The 19,344-nt window shown below is 68.9% G+C and carries 13 protein-coding genes and 3 rRNA genes; 14 read left to right on the top strand and 2 right to left on the bottom strand.

Annotated features, from left to right (window positions below):
* The first annotated feature begins 139 nt into the window (after positions 1-139).
* The 7 genes from RSE42_RS13015 (at position 140) to RSE42_RS12985 (ending at position 9,732) form a co-directional block, all read left to right on the top strand.
* Positions 140-1,661, top strand: a 16S ribosomal RNA gene (locus RSE42_RS13015).
* 468 nt (positions 1,662-2,129) lie between these two features.
* Positions 2,130-5,237: ribosomal RNA gene (locus tag RSE42_RS13010) — 23S ribosomal RNA — on the top strand.
* A gap of 95 nt (positions 5,238-5,332) precedes the next feature.
* A 5S ribosomal RNA gene (gene rrf / locus RSE42_RS13005) occupies positions 5,333-5,449 on the top strand.
* The 16S, 23S and 5S rRNA genes sit together here, the layout of an rRNA operon.
* Before the next feature lie 333 nt (positions 5,450-5,782).
* Complete coding sequence (gatC, locus tag RSE42_RS13000) at positions 5,783-6,079, top strand: Asp-tRNA(Asn)/Glu-tRNA(Gln) amidotransferase subunit GatC (RefSeq protein WP_021480419.1); 297 nt, start codon at positions 5,783-5,785, stop codon at positions 6,077-6,079.
* Between the two features lies 1 nt (position 6,080).
* Entirely contained in the window at positions 6,081-7,619 is a 1,539-nt protein-coding gene (gatA, locus tag RSE42_RS12995) for an Asp-tRNA(Asn)/Glu-tRNA(Gln) amidotransferase subunit GatA (protein WP_415296531.1), read from the top strand.
* Positions 7,616-9,121: an Asp-tRNA(Asn)/Glu-tRNA(Gln) amidotransferase subunit GatB gene (gatB, locus tag RSE42_RS12990; protein WP_415296529.1), complete on the top strand. Its 1,506-nt coding sequence runs from the start codon at positions 7,616-7,618 to the stop codon at positions 9,119-9,121. Before gatA ends, gatB begins: the two co-directional genes overlap by 4 nt.
* A 5-nt stretch (positions 9,122-9,126) precedes the next feature.
* Positions 9,127-9,732 carry a GNAT family N-acetyltransferase gene (locus RSE42_RS12985; RefSeq protein ID WP_043654210.1) on the top strand — a complete coding sequence of 202 codons (606 nt, stop codon included), beginning with the start codon at positions 9,127-9,129 and terminating at the stop codon, positions 9,730-9,732.
* 101 nt (positions 9,733-9,833) lie between these two features.
* Here the strand turns inward: RSE42_RS12985 and RSE42_RS12980 are convergent, their stop codons facing one another.
* Positions 9,834-10,712 (bottom strand): serine hydrolase domain-containing protein, encoded by an 879-nt coding sequence (locus RSE42_RS12980; protein ID WP_308820959.1) that lies wholly within the window; start codon positions 10,710-10,712, stop codon positions 9,834-9,836.
* A 194-nt stretch (positions 10,713-10,906) separates the two neighbouring features.
* On the opposite strand from RSE42_RS12980, the gene uraD reads away from it, so the two are divergent.
* The 3 genes from uraD to pucL are packed head-to-tail and all read left to right on the top strand — an operon-like array spanning position 10,907 to position 12,709.
* Entirely contained in the window at positions 10,907-11,404 is a 498-nt protein-coding gene (gene uraD / locus RSE42_RS12975; RefSeq protein ID WP_415296528.1) for a 2-oxo-4-hydroxy-4-carboxy-5-ureidoimidazoline decarboxylase, read from the top strand.
* Positions 11,401-11,769: a hydroxyisourate hydrolase gene (gene uraH, locus RSE42_RS12970; protein WP_021480424.1), complete on the top strand. Its 369-nt coding sequence runs from the start codon at positions 11,401-11,403 to the stop codon at positions 11,767-11,769. The genes uraD and uraH overlap by 4 nt, the downstream gene beginning before the upstream one ends.
* A 1-nt stretch (position 11,770) precedes the next feature.
* The gene (gene pucL, locus RSE42_RS12965; protein WP_415296525.1) at positions 11,771-12,709 is read left to right on the top strand and encodes a factor-independent urate hydroxylase; all 939 of its coding nucleotides are present in this window, start codon (positions 11,771-11,773) and stop codon (positions 12,707-12,709) included.
* Positions 12,710-12,778: 69 nt separating this feature from the next.
* Here pucL and RSE42_RS12960 read toward each other — a convergent pair whose 3' ends face one another.
* Positions 12,779-13,591, bottom strand: a complete 813-nt coding sequence (locus RSE42_RS12960) for an IclR family transcriptional regulator (RefSeq protein WP_021480426.1) — start codon at positions 13,589-13,591, stop codon at positions 12,779-12,781.
* Positions 13,592-13,720: 129 nt separating this feature from the next.
* Between RSE42_RS12960 and RSE42_RS12955 the strand changes: the two genes are divergently transcribed.
* The 4 genes from RSE42_RS12955 (at position 13,721) to RSE42_RS12940 (ending at position 19,166) form a co-directional block, all read left to right on the top strand.
* On the top strand, positions 13,721-15,217 hold the full coding sequence (locus tag RSE42_RS12955; protein ID WP_021480427.1) for an NAD-dependent malic enzyme: 1,497 nt from the start codon (positions 13,721-13,723) through the stop codon (positions 15,215-15,217).
* A 44-nt stretch (positions 15,218-15,261) separates the two neighbouring features.
* Entirely contained in the window at positions 15,262-16,908 is a 1,647-nt protein-coding gene (gene aceB / locus RSE42_RS12950) for a malate synthase A (RefSeq protein WP_415296523.1), read from the top strand.
* On the top strand, positions 16,908-18,257 hold the full coding sequence (locus RSE42_RS12945; protein WP_415296521.1) for a DUF6986 family protein: 1,350 nt from the start codon (positions 16,908-16,910) through the stop codon (positions 18,255-18,257). The genes aceB and RSE42_RS12945 overlap by 1 nt, the downstream gene beginning before the upstream one ends.
* Positions 18,258-18,335: 78 nt before the next feature.
* Positions 18,336-19,166 carry a bifunctional allantoicase/(S)-ureidoglycine aminohydrolase gene (locus RSE42_RS12940; RefSeq protein ID WP_194520978.1) on the top strand — a complete coding sequence of 277 codons (831 nt, stop codon included), beginning with the start codon at positions 18,336-18,338 and terminating at the stop codon, positions 19,164-19,166.
* Positions 19,167-19,344: the final 178 nt, after the last annotated feature.

The following is a 19,344-nucleotide window of genomic DNA, read 5'->3' as shown; positions in this document are numbered from 1 at the left end:
GTTGTGTCTGGGATTCCTTTGGTTGATTTCGGAAGATGATGTCATCTTTCGTGTTGATGCCAGTTTTGTGAACCCTGTTGGGGTTCGCTTCGTATGGATTGTTCACTGCCGGGTTTGTCCTGGTGGTGGGCGTTGTTCATTTACGGAGAGTTTGATCCTGGCTCAGGACGAACGCTGGCGGCGTGCTTAACACATGCAAGTCGAACGATGATGCCCAGCTTGCTGGGCGGATTAGTGGCGAACGGGTGAGTAACACGTGAGTAACCTGCCCTTGACTTCGGGATAACTCCGGGAAACCGGGGCTAATACCGGATATGAGCCGTCCTCGCATGGGGGTGGTTGGAAAGTTTTTCGGTCAGGGATGGGCTCGCGGCCTATCAGCTTGTTGGTGGGGTGATGGCCTACCAAGGCGACGACGGGTAGCCGGCCTGAGAGGGCGACCGGCCACACTGGGACTGAGACACGGCCCAGACTCCTACGGGAGGCAGCAGTGGGGAATATTGCACAATGGGCGAAAGCCTGATGCAGCGACGCCGCGTGAGGGATGAAGGCCTTCGGGTTGTAAACCTCTTTCAGCAGGGAAGAAGCGCAAGTGACGGTACCTGCAGAAGAAGCGCCGGCTAACTACGTGCCAGCAGCCGCGGTAATACGTAGGGCGCAAGCGTTGTCCGGAATTATTGGGCGTAAAGAGCTCGTAGGCGGTTTGTCGCGTCTGGTGTGAAAACTCGAGGCTCAACCTCGAGCTTGCATCGGGTACGGGCAGACTAGAGTGCGGTAGGGGAGACTGGAATTCCTGGTGTAGCGGTGGAATGCGCAGATATCAGGAGGAACACCGATGGCGAAGGCAGGTCTCTGGGCCGCAACTGACGCTGAGGAGCGAAAGCATGGGGAGCGAACAGGATTAGATACCCTGGTAGTCCATGCCGTAAACGTTGGGCACTAGGTGTGGGGCTCATTCCACGAGTTCCGTGCCGCAGCAAACGCATTAAGTGCCCCGCCTGGGGAGTACGGCCGCAAGGCTAAAACTCAAAGGAATTGACGGGGGCCCGCACAAGCGGCGGAGCATGCGGATTAATTCGATGCAACGCGAAGAACCTTACCAAGGCTTGACATGCACGAGAAGCCACCAGAGATGGTGGTCTCTTTGGACACTCGTGCACAGGTGGTGCATGGTTGTCGTCAGCTCGTGTCGTGAGATGTTGGGTTAAGTCCCGCAACGAGCGCAACCCTCGTCCCATGTTGCCAGCGGGTTATGCCGGGGACTCATGGGAGACTGCCGGGGTCAACTCGGAGGAAGGTGGGGATGACGTCAAATCATCATGCCCCTTATGTCTTGGGCTTCACGCATGCTACAATGGCCGGTACAAAGGGCTGCGATACCGTAAGGTGGAGCGAATCCCAAAAAGCCGGTCTCAGTTCGGATTGGGGTCTGCAACTCGACCCCATGAAGTCGGAGTCGCTAGTAATCGCAGATCAGCAACGCTGCGGTGAATACGTTCCCGGGCCTTGTACACACCGCCCGTCAAGTCACGAAAGTCGGTAACACCCGAAGCCCATGGCCCAACCGTTCGCGGGGGGAGTGGTCGAAGGTGGGACTGGCGATTGGGACTAAGTCGTAACAAGGTAGCCGTACCGGAAGGTGCGGCTGGATCACCTCCTTTCTAAGGAGCTACCAACCCTCGCCTTGCCGGTGTTCGCCGGTGGGTGGGTGGTTCAGGTGCCACGCCATCGCCGTCCGTGTGGTGGGTGGTTGCTCATGGGTGGAACATTGACGAAAGAGCTTCTTCGGTCTTGCTGGTGTCAGTACCTGCCGGCTCGCACGATCCTCTCGGGGTTCGTGCGGGTGGTGGTGGAACATCACGGGTGAGACTGGGGGGCTTGTCGAGCACACTGTTGGGTCCTCAGGTCACCGGCCACCGGTTGGTGGGGTGCCTGGTACGGGCCGGTCCTTGGACCACGAACCGCTTCGTCTGCGCTCTTGTATGAGGGTGTGGGTGGGGTAGGCGGGTCTGGTGGGGTCGGGGTCGTTGGTTGTTTGAGAACTGCACAGTGGACGCGAGCATCTTTGTAAAGATCAAGACGCACCCTTTGGGGTGTGGTTCTTGGTTCTCTGCAGTTTTGTTGTTTTTGTTGAAGTTTTTAAGGGCACAGGGTGGATGCCTTGGCACTAGGAGCCGAAGAAGGACGTGGTAGCCTGCGATAAGCCTCGGGGAGCTGGCAAACGAGCTGTGATCCGAGGGTTTCCGAATGGGGGAACCCCGCACGAGTCATGTCGTGTGACCCGCACCTGAATATATAGGGTGTGTGGAGGGAACGTCGGGAAGTGAAACATCTCAGTACCGACAGGAAGAGATATTCCGTGAGTAGTGGCGAGCGAAAGCGGATGAGGCCAAACCGGGCGCGTGTTCAAGCTGTCAGGCGTTGCGTGTTCGGGGTTGTGGGACCCTTCTGGTGGATCTGACAGTCCACCGGGGAGTAAGAAAGCCGTGTCATAGTCGAACCGCATTGAAAGGCGGACCACAGACGGTGCGAGTCCGGTAGACGAAATGGTGCGGCCTCCCGAAGGGGATCCCAAGTAGCACGGGGCCCGAGAAATCTCGTGTGAATCTGGCAAGACCACTTGCTAAGCCTAAATACTACCTAGTGACCGATAGCGGACCAGTACCGTGAGGGAAAGGTGAAAAGTACCCCGGGAGGGGAGTGAAATAGTACCTGAAACCGTGTGCCTACAATCCGTTGGAGCCTCCTTGGCTGGGGTGACAGCGTGCCTTTTGAAGAATGAGCCTGCGAGTTAGTGCTCAGTGGCGAGGTTAACCCGTGTGGGGAAGCCGTAGCGAAAGCGAGTCCGAACAGGGCGCCCATAGTCGCTGGGTCTAGACCCGAAGCGAAGTGATCTAGCCATGGGCAGGTTGAAGCGCGGGTAAGACCGCGTGGAGGACCGAACCCACCAGGGTTGAAAACCTGGGGGATGACCTGTGGTTAGGGGTGAAAGGCCAATCAAACTTCGTGATAGCTGGTTCTCCCCGAAATGCATTTAGGTGCAGCGTCACGTGTTTCTTGCCGGAGGTAGAGCTACTGGATGGCCGATGGGCCCTACAAGGTTACTGACGTCAGCCAAACTCCGAATGCCGGTAAGTGAAAGCGTGGCAGTGAGACTGCGGGGGATAAGCTCCGTAGTCGAGAGGGAAACAGCCCAGACCACCGGCTAAGGCCCCTAAGCGTGTGCTAAGTGGGAAAGGATGTGGAGTTGCACAGACAACCAGGAGGTTGGCTTAGAAGCAGCCACCCTTGAAAGAGTGCGTAATAGCTCACTGGTCAAGTGATTCCGCGCCGACAATGTAGCGGGGCTCAAGTACACCGCCGAAGCCGTGGCATCTGCGCTCAACTCAGGCCTTCGTGGTCCAGAGGCGCAGGTGGGTAGGGGAGCGTCGTGTGGGCGGTGAAGCCGCGGGGGAACCCAGCGGTGGAGCCCACACGAGTGAGAATGCAGGCATGAGTAGCGAAAGACGGGTGAGAAACCCGTCCGCCGAATGACCAAGGGTTCCAGGGCCAGGTTAATCCGCCCTGGGTAAGTCGGGACCTAAGGCGAGGCCGACAGGCGTAGTCGATGGACAAGGAGTTGATATTCTCCTACCGGCGAAGAACCGCCCATACCGAGCCCGGTGATGCTGACCGCCCAAACCTGCCCATCGACCCTTCGGGGTCACCGGGCAGGGGCGCGCGGGACCCAATCCGGTAGTAGGTAAGCGTATTAACAGGGGTGACGCAGGAAGGTAGCCCGGCGTGGCGATGGTAGACCACGTCCAAGGCTGTAGGCCGTCGGGTAGGCAAATCCGCCCGACATCAAGGCTGAGAGCTGACGGTGAGCGCACAAGCGCGAACTGGGTGATCCTATGCTGCCAAGAAAAGCCTCGACGCGAGGTTCTAGCCGCCCGTACCCCAAACCGACTCAGGTGGTCAGGTAGAGAATACTAAGGCGATCGAGAGAATCGTGGTTAAGGAACTCGGCAAAATGCCCCCGTAACTTCGGGAGAAGGGGGGCCCGAAGCGTGAACACCCTCGCGGTGGGAGCGTGGACGGCCGCAGAGACCAGGGAGAAGCGACTGTTTACTAAAAACACAGGTCCGTGCGAAGTCGCAAGACGATGTATACGGACTGACGCCTGCCCGGTGCTGGAAGGTTAAGAGGACGGGTCAACCCTTCGGGGTGAAGCTCAGAATTTAAGCCCCAGTAAACGGCGGTGGTAACTATAACCATCCTAAGGTAGCGAAATTCCTTGTCGGGTAAGTTCCGACCTGCACGAATGGCGTAACGACTTCTCCGCTGTCTCAACCGCGAACTCGGCGAAATTGCACTACGAGTAAAGATGCTCGTTACGCGCAGCAGGACGGAAAGACCCCGGGACCTTTACTATAGCTTGGTATTGGTGTTCGGTGCGGCTTGTGTAGGATAGGTGGGAGACTGTGAAGCCCGTACGCCAGTGCGGGTGGAGTCAACGTTGAAATACCACTCTGGCCGCTTCGGATGTCTAACCTCGGTCCGTGATCCGGACCAGGGACAGTGCCTGGTGGGTAGTTTAACTGGGGCGGTTGCCTCCTAAAATGTAACGGAGGCGCTCAAAGGTTCCCTCAGCCTGGTTGGCAATCAGGTGTCGAGTGCAAGTGCACAAGGGAGCTTGACTGTGAGACTGACAGGTCGAGCAGGGACGAAAGTCGGAACTAGTGATCCGGCGGTGGCTTGTGGAAGCGCCGTCGCTCAACGGATAAAAGGTACCCCGGGGATAACAGGCTGATCTTGCCCAAGAGTCCATATCGACGGCATGGTTTGGCACCTCGATGTCGGCTCGTCGCATCCTGGGGCTGGAGTAGGTCCCAAGGGTTGGGCTGTTCGCCCATTAAAGCGGTACGCGAGCTGGGTTTAGAACGTCGTGAGACAGTTCGGTCCCTATCCGCTGCGCGCGCAGGAAACTTGAGAAGGGCTGTCCCTAGTACGAGAGGACCGGGACGGACGAACCTCTGGTGTGCCAGTTGTTCCGCCAGGAGCACCGCTGGTTGGCTACGTTCGGAAGGGATAACCGCTGAAAGCATCTAAGCGGGAAGCCTGCTTCAAGATGAGGTTTCCATACCCTACGGGGTGAGAGGCACCCAGCAGAACACTGGGTCGATAGGCCGGACGTGGAAGCGGGGACGAAAGACCCGTGCAGCTGACCGGTACTAATCAGCCGACAACTTCAACACCAACACACTTTGCTACGCGTCCACTGTGCGGTTCCCGAACCACCAACACCACACCCCACACGGGGTGCCCCGGTGTCGAGGAGGTTCAACAGAGTTACGGCGGTCACAGCGAAGGGGAAACGCCCGGTCCCATACCGAACCCGGAAGCTAAGCCCTTCAGCGCCGATGGTACTGCCCTGGAGACGGGGTGGGAGAGTAGGACGCCGCCGGACAACCCTTCACCGAAGGCCCACCCCACACGGGGTGGGCCTTCGGCATTTCCGCATACCCCCACACCACGCGACGGGGCGAACCCGTCGTGGCTGACCCTCTCGTCGGCGTCGGCGCTGGCCCCGGCGTCCGCCCGAGCCGTCGCGGAGCGGGGGGTGTGCCGGCGTCGAGCCGGAGCAGAGGCAGCGCCCCCGGGCGCGCACCTCGCACCACGCTTCTCCGGACGCCGGGCAGAGCGGTGTGGCTGCGCCACCGAGCGCCGGCAGACGCAGGCTGATCGGGCTGCGGGCCGGCCGGAGGCGGGCCACGGCGCGTGTCCCCACTAGAATGGGGGCATGTCCACCATCTCCCGTGACGAGGTCGCGCGCGTCGCCGCGCTGGCCCGCATCGATCTGCGACCCGAGGAGCTGGACCGGCTCTCCGGCGAGCTCGACGTGATCGTCGACGCCATCGCCAAGGTCAGCGAGGTCGCGACGCCCGACGTCCCCGCGACGAGCCACCCGATCCCGATGTCGAACGTCTTCCGTGACGACATCCCCGAGCCGCCGCTGCCCGTCGAGGACGTCCTCGCGGGCGCGCCCGCGGCGGAGGACGGCCGGTTCTCCGTACCGCAGATCCTCGGGGAGGAGTGAGATGACGGACCTGACACGGCTCTCCGCGGCCGAGCTCGCCGAAGGGCTCGAGGCGCGCGACTTCTCGAGCGTCGAGGCCACCCAGGCGCACCTCGACCGGATCGGCGCGGTCGAGGGCGCGATCAACGCGTTCCTCCACGTCAACACCGACGAGGCGCTGGCGACGGCGCGCTCCGTCGACGACCGCCGCGTCGCGGGCGAGCCGGTGCACCGGCTCGCCGGTGTGCCGATCGCGGTCAAGGACGTCGTCGTGACCAAGGGCATGCCGACGACGGCCGGCTCCAAGATCCTCGAGGGCTGGGTGCCGCCGTACGACGCGACGCTCGTCGAGAAGATCCGCGCCGCCGGGCTGCCGATCCTCGGCAAGACGAACATGGACGAGTTCGCCATGGGCTCGTCGACCGAGCACTCCGCGTTCGGCAACACCCGCAACCCGTGGGACCTCGACCGAATCCCCGGCGGGTCGGGCGGCGGCTCCGCCGCGGCGGTCGCGGCGTTCGAGGCCCCCCTCGCGATCGGCACGGACACGGGCGGCTCGATCCGTCAGCCCGGGGCCGTCACCGGCACCGTCGGCGTCAAGCCGACGTACGGCGGCGTCTCCCGGTACGGGCTCATCGCGATGGCGTCCTCGCTCGACCAGGCGGGCCCCGTCACGCGCACGGTGCTCGACGCCGCGCTGCTGCACGAGCTCATCGGCGGCTACGACCCGCGCGACTCCACGTCGATCCCCGGGCGCGGGCCGGCGCTCGTCGACGCCGCGGTCCAGGGCGCCACGGGCGACCTCTCGGGCCTGCGCGTCGGCGTCGTCAAGGAGCTCACGGGCGAGGGCTACCAGGAGGGCGTGAGCGCGCGCTTCGCGCAGTCGCTCGACCTCCTGCGCGGGCTCGGCGCCGAGATCGTCGAGGTCTCCTGCCCGCACTTCGAGTACGCGCTCGGCGCGTACTACCTGATCATGCCGTCGGAGGCGTCGAGCAACCTCGCGAAGTTCGACGGCATGCGCTTCGGCCTGCGCGTGGAGCCCGAGGAGGGCCCCGTGACCGCGGAGCGCGTCATGGCCGCCACGCGCGGCGCGGGCTTCGGCGACGAGGTGAAGCGCCGCATCATCCTCGGCACCTACGCGCTCTCGGCCGGCTACTACGACGCCTACTACGGCAGCGCGCAGAAGGTCCGCACGCTCATCCAGCGGGACTTCGCCGCCGCCTTCGAGCAGGCGGACGTCCTCGTCTCGCCGACGGCGCCGACCACGGCGTTCCGGTTCGGCGAGAAGCTCGACGACCCGCTCGCCATGTACCTCAACGACGTCGCGACGATCCCCGCCAACCTCGCGGGGGTCCCCGGGATGTCGGTGCCGTCGGGCCTGTCGGACGACGGCCTGCCCGTCGGGTTCCAGATCCTCGCGCCGGCCAAGGCCGACGACCGCATGTACCGGGTGGGCGCGGCCCTCGAGGCCGCCCTGGTCGGCTCGTGGGGTGGCCCGCTGCTCGACCGCGCGCCCGCGCTGCCCACGGCCACGAACGCACAGGAGGGCCAGGTCGGATGACCGCCACGACCGTCGACCTCGTCGACTACGCCGACGCCACGCGCCGCTACGACCCCGTCATCGGGATCGAGGTGCACGTCGAGCTCGGCACGCTGACCAAGATGTTCTGCCCGGCCGAGGTGAGCTTCGGCGCCGAGCCGAACACCCAGGTGACCCCGGTCTCGCTCGGGCTCCCGGGCGCCCTGCCGGTCGTCAACGGCAAGGCCGTCGAGTATGCGATCCGCATCGGCCTCGCGCTCAACTGCCAGATCGCCGAGACGTGCCGGTTCGCGCGCAAGAACTACTTCTACCCGGACGTCCCGAAGAACTTCCAGACGTCCCAGTACGACGAGCCCATCGCCTACGACGGGTGGATCGACGTCGAGCTCGAGGACGGGACCGTGTTCCGCGTCGAGATCGAGCGCGCGCACATGGAGGAGGACGCCGGCAAGAACACCCACGTGGGTGGGGCGACCGGTCGCATCCACGGTGCCGAGTACTCGCTCGTCGACTACAACCGCGCCGGCATCCCGCTCGTCGAGATCGTCACGCGGCCGATCACGGGCGCGGGCGACCGCGCCCCCGAGGTCGCGCGCGCGTACGTACAGACGCTGCGCGACATCTTCCGGGCGCTCGACGTGTCCGAGGCGCGCATGGAGCGCGGCAACGTCCGCGCCGACGTGAACCTCTCGCTGCGCCCGACACCCGGGTCGCCGCTCGGCACGCGCACCGAGACGAAGAACGTCAACTCGTTCCGCTCCGTCGAGCGGGCCGTGCGCTACGAGGTCTCGCGCCAGGCCGCCGTGCTCGACGCGGGCGGCACTGTGGTCCAGGAGACCCGGCACTGGCACGAGGACACGGGCATCACGACGTCGGGCCGCGTGAAGTCGGACGCCGAGGACTACCGGTACTTCCCGGAGCCCGACCTCGTCCCGATCGCGCCGCCGCGCGAGTGGATCGAGGAGATCCGTGCCGGGCTCCCCGAGCTCCCGGTCGCGCGCCGCCGTCGGCTCCAGGGCGAGTGGGGCTACGCCGACGCCGAGATGCGCGACGTCGTGAACGCGGGCGCGCTCGACCTCATCGAGGCCACCGTCGCCGCGGGCACCAGCCCGGCCGGAGCGCGTAAGTGGTGGATGGGCGAGCTCGCGCGCCGCGCCAAGCAGGACGAGGTGGCGCTCGAGGCGCTGCCCGTCACGCCCGCGCAGATCGCCGCGCTGCAGGGTCTCGTCGACGCGGGCCGCATCAACGACAAGCTCGCGCGCCAGGTGCTCGACGGCGTGCTCGCCGGCGAGGGGGACCCGGAGGCGGTCGTCACCGCCCGGGGCCTCGAGGTCGTCTCCGACGACGGTGCGCTGCTCGCCGCGATCGACGAGGCGCTCGCCGCGCAGCCGGACATCGTGGAGAAGGTCCGGGGCGGGAACCTCGGGCCCGTCGGCGCGATCATCGGCGCCGTGATGAAGGCGACGCGCGGCCAGGCGGACGCGGGCCGCGTGCGCGAGCTCGTCCTCGAGCGGATCGGCTGACCGCCGTGACGCGCGGACCGGTCGTCCTGGGGGAGATGGTGCGTCTGCGCCCGATCGAGGCGCGGGACGCGGACCGCATGTGGGAGTCGCTGCAGGACCCGGAGGCCAACCGGCTCACGGGGACGACGGCGACCTTCACGCGCGACCAGATCGACGAGTGGGTGGCGACCGTCAGCGACCGGGACGGCCGGTACGACTGGGCCATCACGCCGGGCGCGGTGCGTGACGGGCAGCCGGTGAGCGACGAGCTGATCGGCGAGATCGTGCTCAACGACCTCGACGAGCACGCGCGCTCGGCGAACCTGCGGCTCGCGCTGCTCCCGAACTACCGCGGGCGCGGCTACGGTCGCGAGGCCATCTTCGAGGTGCTGCGGTTCGCGTTCGACGGGTCGACGGACGTGGACGGCGTCCGGCACGAGGGACCGCGCCTGCACCGCGTGAGCCTCGACGTGCTGAGCATCAACCCCCGCGCCCGGATGCTCTACGAGTCGTTGGGCTTCCGCGAGGAGGGGCGACTGCGCGACGTCTACCGCGACGGCGACGGGTGGGCGGACGCGACGGTCATGAGCATCCTCGAGGACGAGTTCCGGGCGGGCCTCGGCGCGTCCTGAGCCGTCCGCGGGCACGACCGCACGAAGGGCCCGGCAGCATCCGCTGCCGGGCCCTTCGTCGTCCCGTCCTGCACCAGCTCCTCGCCGCGCGGACGTGCCCGTCAGGCGCGGTACGCCTGGCGCAGCAGCTCCACGCCGTCCAGCGTGCCCTCGAAGGACGTGCCACCGGTCATGACGACCACGAGCTCCTGGTCGGGGAAGAGCGCCAGGAGCTGGCCGCCCAGGCCGAGGGCGAAGACCATGCCGAGGTCCGGGTCGGCCCACCAGTGCCAGCCGTACGCGCCGATCCAGGGGTAGGTCCGGGTGCGGGGGCGCCAGCACTCGCGCAGCCAGTCGAGCGGCGCGACCTCCTCGCGCAGCACGGCGGTCCCGAGGCGCGCGAGGTCGGTCGGGAGGAGGCACAGCCCGTTGCCCGCGTGGCTGTAGCCGTTCCGGTCCGCGTAGAAGCGCCAGCGGCGGATGCCCGACGGGCGGAAGAGGTGCTCCTCCGCCAGCTGCTCGACGCTGCGACCCGTGCGCCGGTGGAGCACCGCACCGAGCAGGTGCGAGGACCCCGTGGAGTACCACATCGTGCGTCCGGGCTCGTCGACCAGCGGCCGCTCCACGACGGCGCGCAGCAGGTCCTTGCTCGCCGTGAGCGGCGGGGCCGAGCCCCGCCAGGCGCCGAACTCCGGCCACTCGAGCCCCGACGTCATCCCCAGCAGGTGCTCGACGGTGATGGCGCGCTTGCGCTCGTCGTCGACCGGCACGTGCGGCAGGTGCGCAAGCGCCGAGGACGACAGGTCGACGTCGACGAGGCCCGCGAGGATGCCGGTGACGCTCTTCGTCACCGAGTTCAGCTTGGCGAGGCGGTCCGCTCCGTCGTGCCGGCGGAACCACGTGCGCTCGGTGGTCCCCGCGTGCACGACGACGAGCGCGTGCACGCCGGCGGTGCGCAGCCGCCGCTCCCAGCGCGGGCCGGTCCAGAGGTCGTCGATCATGGGGCAGGAACGTAGCGGCTCCGGCTCGCGGCGGACGACGGGATTACCGACGCGTGGCCGGGACGCACCGTGGTTGACATCACCCGACCCACGACGTACATTCATAAGACGGAAACAAACTTCCGAGATGTGGAATCCACTCCGAAGGTCGGGCGGTGTGCCGCCCGGCCCGGTCGTCGAGAGGGAACGCAGCGATGACGCTGGACGAGTTCAACCGGTGGTCGCCGGACGAGGCGCAGGACGCGCTCCTCGCGTGCGCCCACGTGGACCGCTGGGCCGAGGAGGTCGCGGCCGGGCGCCCGTACGCGACCGTGGAGGACGCCGCCGAGGCGGCGCTCACCGCCGCCGACCCGTGGACGGACGACGAGGTCGACTCCGCGCTGGCGCGCCACCCCCGGATCGGCGAGCGTGCCGAGGGGGAGGCCGCGGACGCGAGCATGTCGCGCTCCGAGCAGGCCGGCGTCGACACCTCCGACGACGACGTGACGCGCCGGCTCGCCGAGGGGAACCGCGCGTACGAGCAGCGGTTCGGCCACGTGTTCCTCGTCCGGGCCGCCGGGCGCAGCGCCGAGGAGATCCTCGAGCAGCTCACCGAGCGGCTGGGCAACGACGCCGAGACCGAGCGGGCGAACGCCGCCCGCAACCTGCGCGAGATCGCCGCGCTGCGGCTGAAGGGAATGCTGACGGCATGAGCACCCACGCCAGCCACATCACCACGCACGTACTCGACGCGGCCAGCGGTAGGCCCGCCGAGGGGATCACCGTCCGCCTGGAGGCGGCTCCGGAGATCGCGGAGGGGACGACGGGGCAGGGCTGGTCCCTGGTGGCGTCCTCCCGCACGAACGACGACGGTCGCGTGCCCCAGCTCGGGCCCGAGACCCTCGTCCCCGGTACGTACCGGCTCGTGTTCGACACGGCCGAGTACTTCGACCGGCGAGACACCGTGTCCTTCTACCCGGAGGTCGTCATCGTCTTCCGGGTGGCGAGCGCTGAGCAGCACTACCACGTCCCCGTCCTGCTCAGCCCGTTCGCCTACTCGACCTATCGAGGGAGCTGACATGAGCACCACCACGACTGCCGAGCAGTCGGCGGCCACGCAGAGCAGCGGGGCCATCGTCCTGGGCGACAACCAGTGGGGCAAGGCGGAGGTGCGTCTCGTGCGCGTCGACCGCTCCACGCCCCGCCACGAGATCACGGACGTCAACGTCTCCTCACAGCTGAGGGGCGGGCAGGAGGCCACGCACCGCGAGGGGGACAACTCCCGGTGCGTCGCGACGGACACGCAGAAGAACACGATCTACGCGTTCGCCCGCGACGGCGTCGGCGCGATCGAGGACTTCGCGATCCGCCTCGGGCAGCACTTCGTCGAGGACTTCGAGTGGATCGAGGGCGGGCGCTGGGAGATCGAGCAGTACTCCTGGAACCGCATCGAGACCTCGGACGGCGAGCACGACCACGCGTTCGTCCGCAGCAACCAGGAGACGCGCACCACGGTCGTGCAGCGCGACGGCGACGAGATCTTCGTCGTCTCGGGCCTCACGGACCTTGTCGTCCTCAAGTCGACGGGCTCGGAGTTCCACGGGTTCCCCCGCGACCGCTACACGACGCTCGTCGAGACGGACGACCGCATCCTCGCGACGTCGGTCACCTCGCGCTGGCGCTACACGACCACGGACGTCGACTTCGACGCGGTGTACGCGAAGGTCCGCGCGATCCAGCTCGAGGCGTTCGCGACGACGCACTCGCTCGCGCTCCAGCAGACGCTCTTCGCGATGGGCAAGGCCGTCCTGGAGGCCGTCCCGGAGATCGCGGAGATCAAGTTCTCGATGCCGAACAAGCACCACTTCCTCGTGGACCTGGCGCCGTTCGGCCTCGACAACCCGAACGAGGTCTTCTACGCGGCCGACCGCCCGTACGGTCTCATCGAGGCGACCGTCCTGCGTGAGGACGTCCCGGCCGAGCCGCGCGCCTGGGCGACCGTCACCGGGTTCTGCTGAGCCGACATGACGGACGAACGCGCCCTGCCCGGCCGCGGAGCCCCCGCGGCCGGGCAGGGCGCGCCCATCTCAGGGCGCCGCGGTGATGAGCTCGCGCGTGAGCTCGCTCGCGACGCGGTGCAGCACCGGGACCGCGTGCTCGCCGAACTCGTACGTCACGCGGGCCGCGGGCCCGGAGACGGACAGTGCGGTGGGGGTCGGGGCGTCGGGCACCGCGACGGCGAAGCAGCGCACGCCGAGCTCCTGCTCGCCGTCGTCGATCGCGTACCCGCGCTCGCGGGTCGCGGCGAGCTCCGCGAGGAGCGCGTCGACGTCGGTGATCGACTGGTCCGTCGCGGGGGGCATGCCGACGCGGCCCATGATCTCGCGCACCGTCTGGTCGGGGAGCTGGGCGAGGACCGCCTTGCCGACGCCCGTGCAGTGCGTGTAGACGCGCCGTCCGACCTCGGTGAACATGCGCATCGAGTGGCTCGACGACGCCTGGGCGACGTAGACCGCCATGTCGCGGTCGATCATCGCGAGGTTCGCCGACTCGCCGAGGTCGTGGGCGAGGCGCTCCAGGTAGGGGCGCGCACCGGCGCCGAGCTGGCGGCCCGCCGACTCGCCGAGCCGGATGAGGCGCGGGCCGAGGGTGTACCGCCGCGACGGCGTCTGGCGCACGTAGCCCTGTGCGAGCAGCGTGCGCAGCAGGCGGTGGATCGTGGGCAGGGGGAGCCCCGCGTGCTGCGCGAGCTCGCTCAGGCCGGACTCCCCGCCGAAGTCGGCGAGCAGCTCGAGCAGCTCGATCGCGCGGTCCACGGACTGCACGCCCCCGGCCGGCTTCGCCGCTCGCGTGCCCGGCGCGGTCTCCGTCGGCTCCGTCGCCGCCGGTGTCTCGGCCATCTCACCATCTCCTGTCCACCAGGTGCCGCCCGACGGCGGGCGCACCTCGCCTGAGCAGTGCGGGAACCTCCCGCGCTCCCTTCCGCATCACGGAAGACACGCATCAGCATACGAGAAGAAGGAACGAACATGACGTCCGAGACGAAGGCCCCGGAGACCCAGGCCGCGACGGCGAAGAACGCCGCGACCAGCCCGAGCTACTCCATCACGCTGCGCGTCGAGGCCCCCAGCGGTCACCGCACGGCGAGCGACCTCGTCGCGGCCGTGAGCGCGACGGGTGCGGCGATCACGGGCGTCGACGTCTCGGAGTCGGGCGCCGACCGCCTCGTCGTCGACATCACGGCCGACACCGTCGACGCCGCGCACGTGGAGCAGATCCGGGACGCGCTGAGCGCGCTCGACGGCCTCACCGTGCGGCACGTGAGCGACGCGACGTTCCTCATGCACCTCGGCGGCAAGCTCGAGGTCAACCCCAAGGTGCCGCTGCGCCACCGCGCCGACCTGGCCCGCGCCTACACGCCCGGCGTGGCGCGCGTGTGCCTCGCCATCGCGGAGCGGCCCGAGGACGCGCGCCGCCTGACGGTCAAGCGCAACACGGTCGCGGTCGTGACCGACGGCACCGCCGTCCTCGGCCTGGGCGACATCGGTCCCGCCGCCGCGCTCCCCGTCATGGAGGGCAAGGCCGCGCTGTTCAAGCAGTTCGCGGGCGTCGACGCGTGGCCGGTGTGCCTCGACACGACCGACACCGAGGAGATCATCCGCACGGTGAAGGCCATCGCGCCCGTGTACGGCGGGATCAACCTCGAGGACATCTCCGCGCCCCGCTGCTTCGAGATCGAGCGCCGTCTGCGCGAGGAGCTCGACATCCCCGTGTTCCACGACGACCAGCACGGCACGGCGATCGTCGTGCTCGCGGCGCTGACGAACGCGCTGCGCGTGGTGGGCAAGGCCATCGAGGACGTGCGCATCGTCGTCTCCGGTGTCGGCGCGGCGGGCAACGCGATCATCGCGCTGCTCCAGGGCCAGGGCGCGGGCAACATCGTCGCGTTCGACCGCCAGGGCGCGATCCACCCCGGCGCGAGCCTCACCGACGAGCACCGCCGCCGCCTGGCGGAGACGACCAACCCCGAGGGTTTCACGGGCACGCTGCGCGAGGGCCTGGCCGGTGCCGACGTCTTCATCGGCGTCTCGGGGCCGAACATCCTCACGGGCGACGACGTGGCCACCATGGCCGACGACGCGATCGTCTTCGCGCTGGCGAACCCCACGCCGGAGGTCGACCCGATCGCCGCGGCGCAGCACGCGACGGTCGTCGCCACGGGCCGGAGCGACTACCCGAACCAGATCAACAACGTGCTCGCCTTCCCGGGCCTTTTCCGAGGCCTGCTGGACGTCGGCGCGAGCGAGATCACCGACGAGATGCTGCGCGCCGCGGCCGTCGCGATCGCCGACGCGGTCGCGCCCGAGGAGCTCAGCGCGAGCTACATCGTCCCGAGCGTCTTCGAGCCGGCCGTCTCCACGGCCGTCGCGCGCGCCGTCGCCGAGGTCGCGGAGCGCGACCGCGCGGGCCAGGCTCAGGAGAGCAGCACGTCGGGCCACCACGTCGGGTCGGCAGCCCGGTCCTGACGCACCCTCGTCAGCCCGGCCCGCCCCGCAGAAAGGACACCACCATGACCACCACCACGGCCGTCGCCGTCCACGGACCCGCCGTCGAGCGGTCCGACGAGATCCTCACGCCGGACGCGCTCGACTTCGTCGCCGACCTGCAGCGCCGGTTCGGCGCCCGCCGCGACGAGCTGCTCGCCGCCCGGGCCGCGCGGCGCGAGCAGGTCGCCCGCACGGGTCGCCTCGACTTCCTGCCCGAGACCGCCGACGTGCGCGCGGGGGACTGGACGGTCGTCGGCGCGCCCGCCGACCTCCGGGACCGCCGCGTCGAGATCACCGGGCCCCCGACGCCCAAGATGGCGATCAACGCCCTCAACTCGGGCGCGAAGGTCTGGCTCGCCGACCTCGAGGACGCGTCGACGCCGCACTGGAGCAACGTCGTCGGGGGGCAGGTCGCCCTGCACGACGCGACGCGCCGCACGCTCGCGTTCACGTCGCCCGAGGGCAAGCAGTACGCGCTGCGCCCGGAGACCGACGGCGACCCGCTCGCCGTCATGGTCGTGCGGCCCCGTGGGTGGCACTTCGACGAGGTGCACCTCACCGTGGACGGGACGCCCGCCGTGGGCGCGCTCGTCGACTTCGGGCTGCACTTCTTCCACAACGCCGCGGAGCTCGTCGCGCGCGGCTCCGGGCCGTACTACTACCTGCCGAAGATGGAGTCGCACCTCGAGGCGCGCCTGTGGGACGAGGTCTTCACGCACGCGGAGCAGGCGCTCGGCATCCCGCACGGGACGATCCGGGCGACGGTCCTCATCGAGACGATCCCGGCCGCGTTCGAGATGGACGAGATCCTCTACGAGCTGCGCGACCACGCGTCCGGGCTCAACGCGGGCCGCTGGGACTACCTGTTCTCCGTGATCAAGTACTTCCGCGACTCCGGGCCGTCGTTCACGCTGCCCGACCGCGGGTCCATCACGATGACCGCGCCGTTCATGCGCGCGTACACCGAGCTGCTGGTGCAGACGTGCCACCGGCGCGGCGCGTTCGCGATGGGCGGCATGGCGGCCGTCATCCCGAACCGCCGCGAGCCCGAGGTCACCGCCCAGGCGTTCGAGAAGGTGCGCGCCGACAAGCAGCGCGAGGCCGGCGACGGCTTCGACGGGTCGTGGGTCGCGCACCCGGACCTCGTGCCGGTGTGCCGCGAGGTGTTCGACGGGGTGCTCGGCGAGCGACCCAACCAGCTCGACCGGCAGCGCCCCGACGTCCACGTCACCGCCGACCAGCTCCTCGACGTGGCGTCCGCGCAGGGCGACGTCACCGAGGCCGGGCTGCGCAACAACCTCTACGTGTCCGTCGCGTACGTCGCGGCGTGGCTCGCGGGCAACGGCGCGGTCGCGATCCACAACCTCATGGAGGACGCCGCGACCGCGGAGATCTCGCGCTCGCAGGTGTGGCAGTGGGTGCGCTCGGGCGCGTCGTTCACCGCGGGCGAGAGCGCGGGCACGACCGTCACCGCCGACCTGGTCCGCACGCTCCTGCGCGAGGAGACCGCGCGGCTGCGGGACGACGTCGGGCACGAGGCCTACGACGCCGGGCCGTACGACCGGGCGGCGGCGCTCGTCGAGGACATCGCGCTCAACGAGCACTACGTCGACTTCCTCACGCTGCCCGCGTACGAGGACGTCGTCGCGCACGAGCAGGACGCGTCCTGATGCCGGCCGGTCCCGAGGCGGGCTCGGTCCGCGGCTTCAGCGAGGACGACGTCGCGGCGCTGCACGCGTCGCTCGACGGGCTGCTCGCGCCCTGGGACGCGGAGCCCGCGGCGCGCTACCCGGGCGACGACGGCTCGCGCCAGCCCGTGCACACCGTCTACGTGCCGGGCGACCGGTACACGGCCGGCCTCGCACCGGAGTGGGCGGCCCGGGCGCGCGAGGCGGTCGACGGCGCAGGCGGCGTCCGCCGGCTCGTGGACCTGCTGGGCGTCGGGGAGGGGGCCGGGGGCGACCTCGCGGACGCCGTCGCGGAGCGCGTGAGCGCGAAGCTCGCGGTCGAGGCGATCGAGGACCTCCGGATCGACTTCGAGGACGGGTTCGGCGACCGCGGCGACGCGGCGGAGGACGCCGCGGTGATCGCGGCGGCGCGCGAGCTCGTCCGGGCCGAGGCGCAGGGCACGGCGACGCCGTTCGCGGGCATCCGCATCAAGTGCCTCGAGGAGGCGACGCGCCGACGCGGCGTGCGCACCCTCGCGCTGTTCGTCGCGGAGCTCGTCGCGGGTCGCGCCGGGGCCGGCGAGGCCCGCGCCCTGCCGGACGGGTTCGTCGTGACGCTCGCCAAGGTCACCGCGCCGCAGGAGGTCGAGGCGATGGCGCGCGCGTGCGAGCACGTCGAGGAGGCGAACGGCCTCGAACCGGGCACCCTGCGGTTCGAGGTGCAGGTCGAGACGCCGCAGGCGCTGCTCGCGGCCGACGGCACGGCGACGGTCGCCCGCCTGGTGCACGCCGCGCCGGGTCGTGTGACGGCGCTGCACTACGGCACGTACGACTACTCGGCGTCGCTCGGCATCGCGGCGGCGTACCAGTCGATGGAGCACCCCGCGGCCGACCACGCGAAGTCGGTCATGCAGCTCGCCGTCGCGGGCACGGGCGTGCGCCTGTCGGACGGGTCGACGAACGTCCTGCCCGTCGGTGACCCCCAGGCCGTCGACGCCGCGTGGCGACTGCACGGGCGGCTCGTGCGCCGCTCGCTCGAGCGCGGGTACTACCAGGGCTGGGACCTGCACCCCGCGCAGCTCCCGAGCCGGTTCGCCGCGACGTACGCCTTCTACCGCGAGGGCGCGGCGTCGGCGCTCGCGCGCCTCGCGGCGTACGTCGGGTTCGTGCCCGACGCCGGGGGCGTCCTCGACGAGCCGGCGACCGCCAAGGCGATGGCCTGGTTCCTCGGGCGCGGCGTCGACTGCGGCGCGCTCACCGAGACCGAGGTCCGCACCGCGACCGGCCTCGACCGCGCCGGGCTCGACGCGGTCCGCGTCTCCGGGCGCGCGCCGCAGTCGGTCGCGGGCTGAGCGCCCGCCCTCCCATCCTTCCCGCCGTCCGCCGTGGCACCGCCACCGGCACGGCCACGACCTCCGAGGAGTGACCCCATGACCCAGACCACCCCCTACTACACCCCGCAGGGTGGCCTGCCCGGCCAGACCGAACTGCTCACCGACCGCGCGATCGTCACCGAGGCGTACACGGTGATCCCGCGCGGCGTGCTGCGCGACATCGTCACGAGCAACCTGCCCGGCTGGGACAAGACCCGGCTGTGGGTGCTCGCCCGGCCGATCGAGGGCTTCGCGACGACGTTCGCGCAGTACGTCATGGAGGTCTCGCCCGGCGGCGGGTCGGACCAGGGCGAGGACGAGGAGACCGTGCAGTCCGTCGTCTTCGTCACCGAGGGCACGCTCGTGCTCACGCTCGCCGGGGTCGAGCACGTGCTCGAGCCGGGCGGGTACGCGTACCTGGCGGCGGGGGAGCGGTGGGCGCTGCACAACCGCTCGGACGCGAAGGCTGCGTTCCAGTGGATCCGCAAGGTGTACGAGCCGATCCCGGGCCACGCCGCGACGTCGTTCGTCACGCGCGAGCAGGACGTCGAGCCGCGCGCGATGCCGGACACGGACGGCGTGTGGGTGACGACCCGGTTCGTCGACCCCGACGACCTCGCGCACGACATGCACGTCAACATCGTGACGTTCCAGCCCGGCGGGTCCATCCCGTTCGCGGAGACGCACATCATGGAGCACGGCCTCTACGTGCTCGAGGGCAAGGCGGTCTACCGCCTCAACGGCGACTGGGTCGAGGTGCAGGAGGGCGACTTCATGTGGCTCCGGGCGTTCTGCCCGCAGGCCTGCTACGCGGGCGGCCCCAAGCCGTTCCGCTACCTCCTCTACAAGGACGTGAACCGGCAGGTCAAGCTCGACCGTCGCCGCTGACGGCCGTCGGTCGCTCGTCGGCGATGACCCGCGAAGGGCCCGGTCCCCCTGGAGGGGCCGGGCCCTTCGTCGTCCGTGCGCTCCGGGCCGAGGGCGGTGGCGCTGTTGACGCCCGGTGACGGGCATGCCTACACTTCCATACAGCAGAAGAAAAGTTCCGCAGAATGGAATCGCAAGG

Source organism: Cellulosimicrobium sp. SJTW-1, from assembly GCF_047716875.1.
Lineage (GTDB): Bacteria > Actinomycetota > Actinomycetes > Actinomycetales > Cellulomonadaceae > Cellulosimicrobium > Cellulosimicrobium funkei.
The sequence above is the reverse complement of the archived record's forward strand: the minus strand, read 5'-3'. Positions and strand labels throughout refer to the sequence as shown.

What these genes read in the sequence shown, in the direction of transcription:
- gatC (WP_021480419.1), top strand. Translation starts at nt 5,783, where the DNA reads ATGTCCACCATCTCCCGTGACGAGGTCGCGCGCGTCGCCGCGCTGGCC.
- gatA (WP_415296531.1), top strand. Translation starts at nt 6,081, where the DNA reads ATGACGGACCTGACACGGCTCTCCGCGGCCGAGCTCGCCGAAGGGCTC.
- gatB (WP_415296529.1), top strand. Translation starts at nt 7,616, where the DNA reads ATGACCGCCACGACCGTCGACCTCGTCGACTACGCCGACGCCACGCGC.
- RSE42_RS12980 (WP_308820959.1), bottom strand. Translation starts at nt 10,712, where the DNA reads ATGATCGACGACCTCTGGACCGGCCCGCGCTGGGAGCGGCGGCTGCGC.
- uraD (WP_415296528.1), top strand. Translation starts at nt 10,907, where the DNA reads ATGACGCTGGACGAGTTCAACCGGTGGTCGCCGGACGAGGCGCAGGAC.
- uraH (WP_021480424.1), top strand. Translation starts at nt 11,401, where the DNA reads ATGAGCACCCACGCCAGCCACATCACCACGCACGTACTCGACGCGGCC.
- pucL (WP_415296525.1), top strand. Translation starts at nt 11,771, where the DNA reads ATGAGCACCACCACGACTGCCGAGCAGTCGGCGGCCACGCAGAGCAGC.
- RSE42_RS12960 (WP_021480426.1), bottom strand. Translation starts at nt 13,591, where the DNA reads ATGGCCGAGACACCGGCGGCGACGGAGCCGACGGAGACCGCGCCGGGC.
- RSE42_RS12955 (WP_021480427.1), top strand. Translation starts at nt 13,721, where the DNA reads ATGACGTCCGAGACGAAGGCCCCGGAGACCCAGGCCGCGACGGCGAAG.
- aceB (WP_415296523.1), top strand. Translation starts at nt 15,262, where the DNA reads ATGACCACCACCACGGCCGTCGCCGTCCACGGACCCGCCGTCGAGCGG.
- RSE42_RS12945 (WP_415296521.1), top strand. Translation starts at nt 16,908, where the DNA reads ATGCCGGCCGGTCCCGAGGCGGGCTCGGTCCGCGGCTTCAGCGAGGAC.
- RSE42_RS12940 (WP_194520978.1), top strand. Translation starts at nt 18,336, where the DNA reads ATGACCCAGACCACCCCCTACTACACCCCGCAGGGTGGCCTGCCCGGC.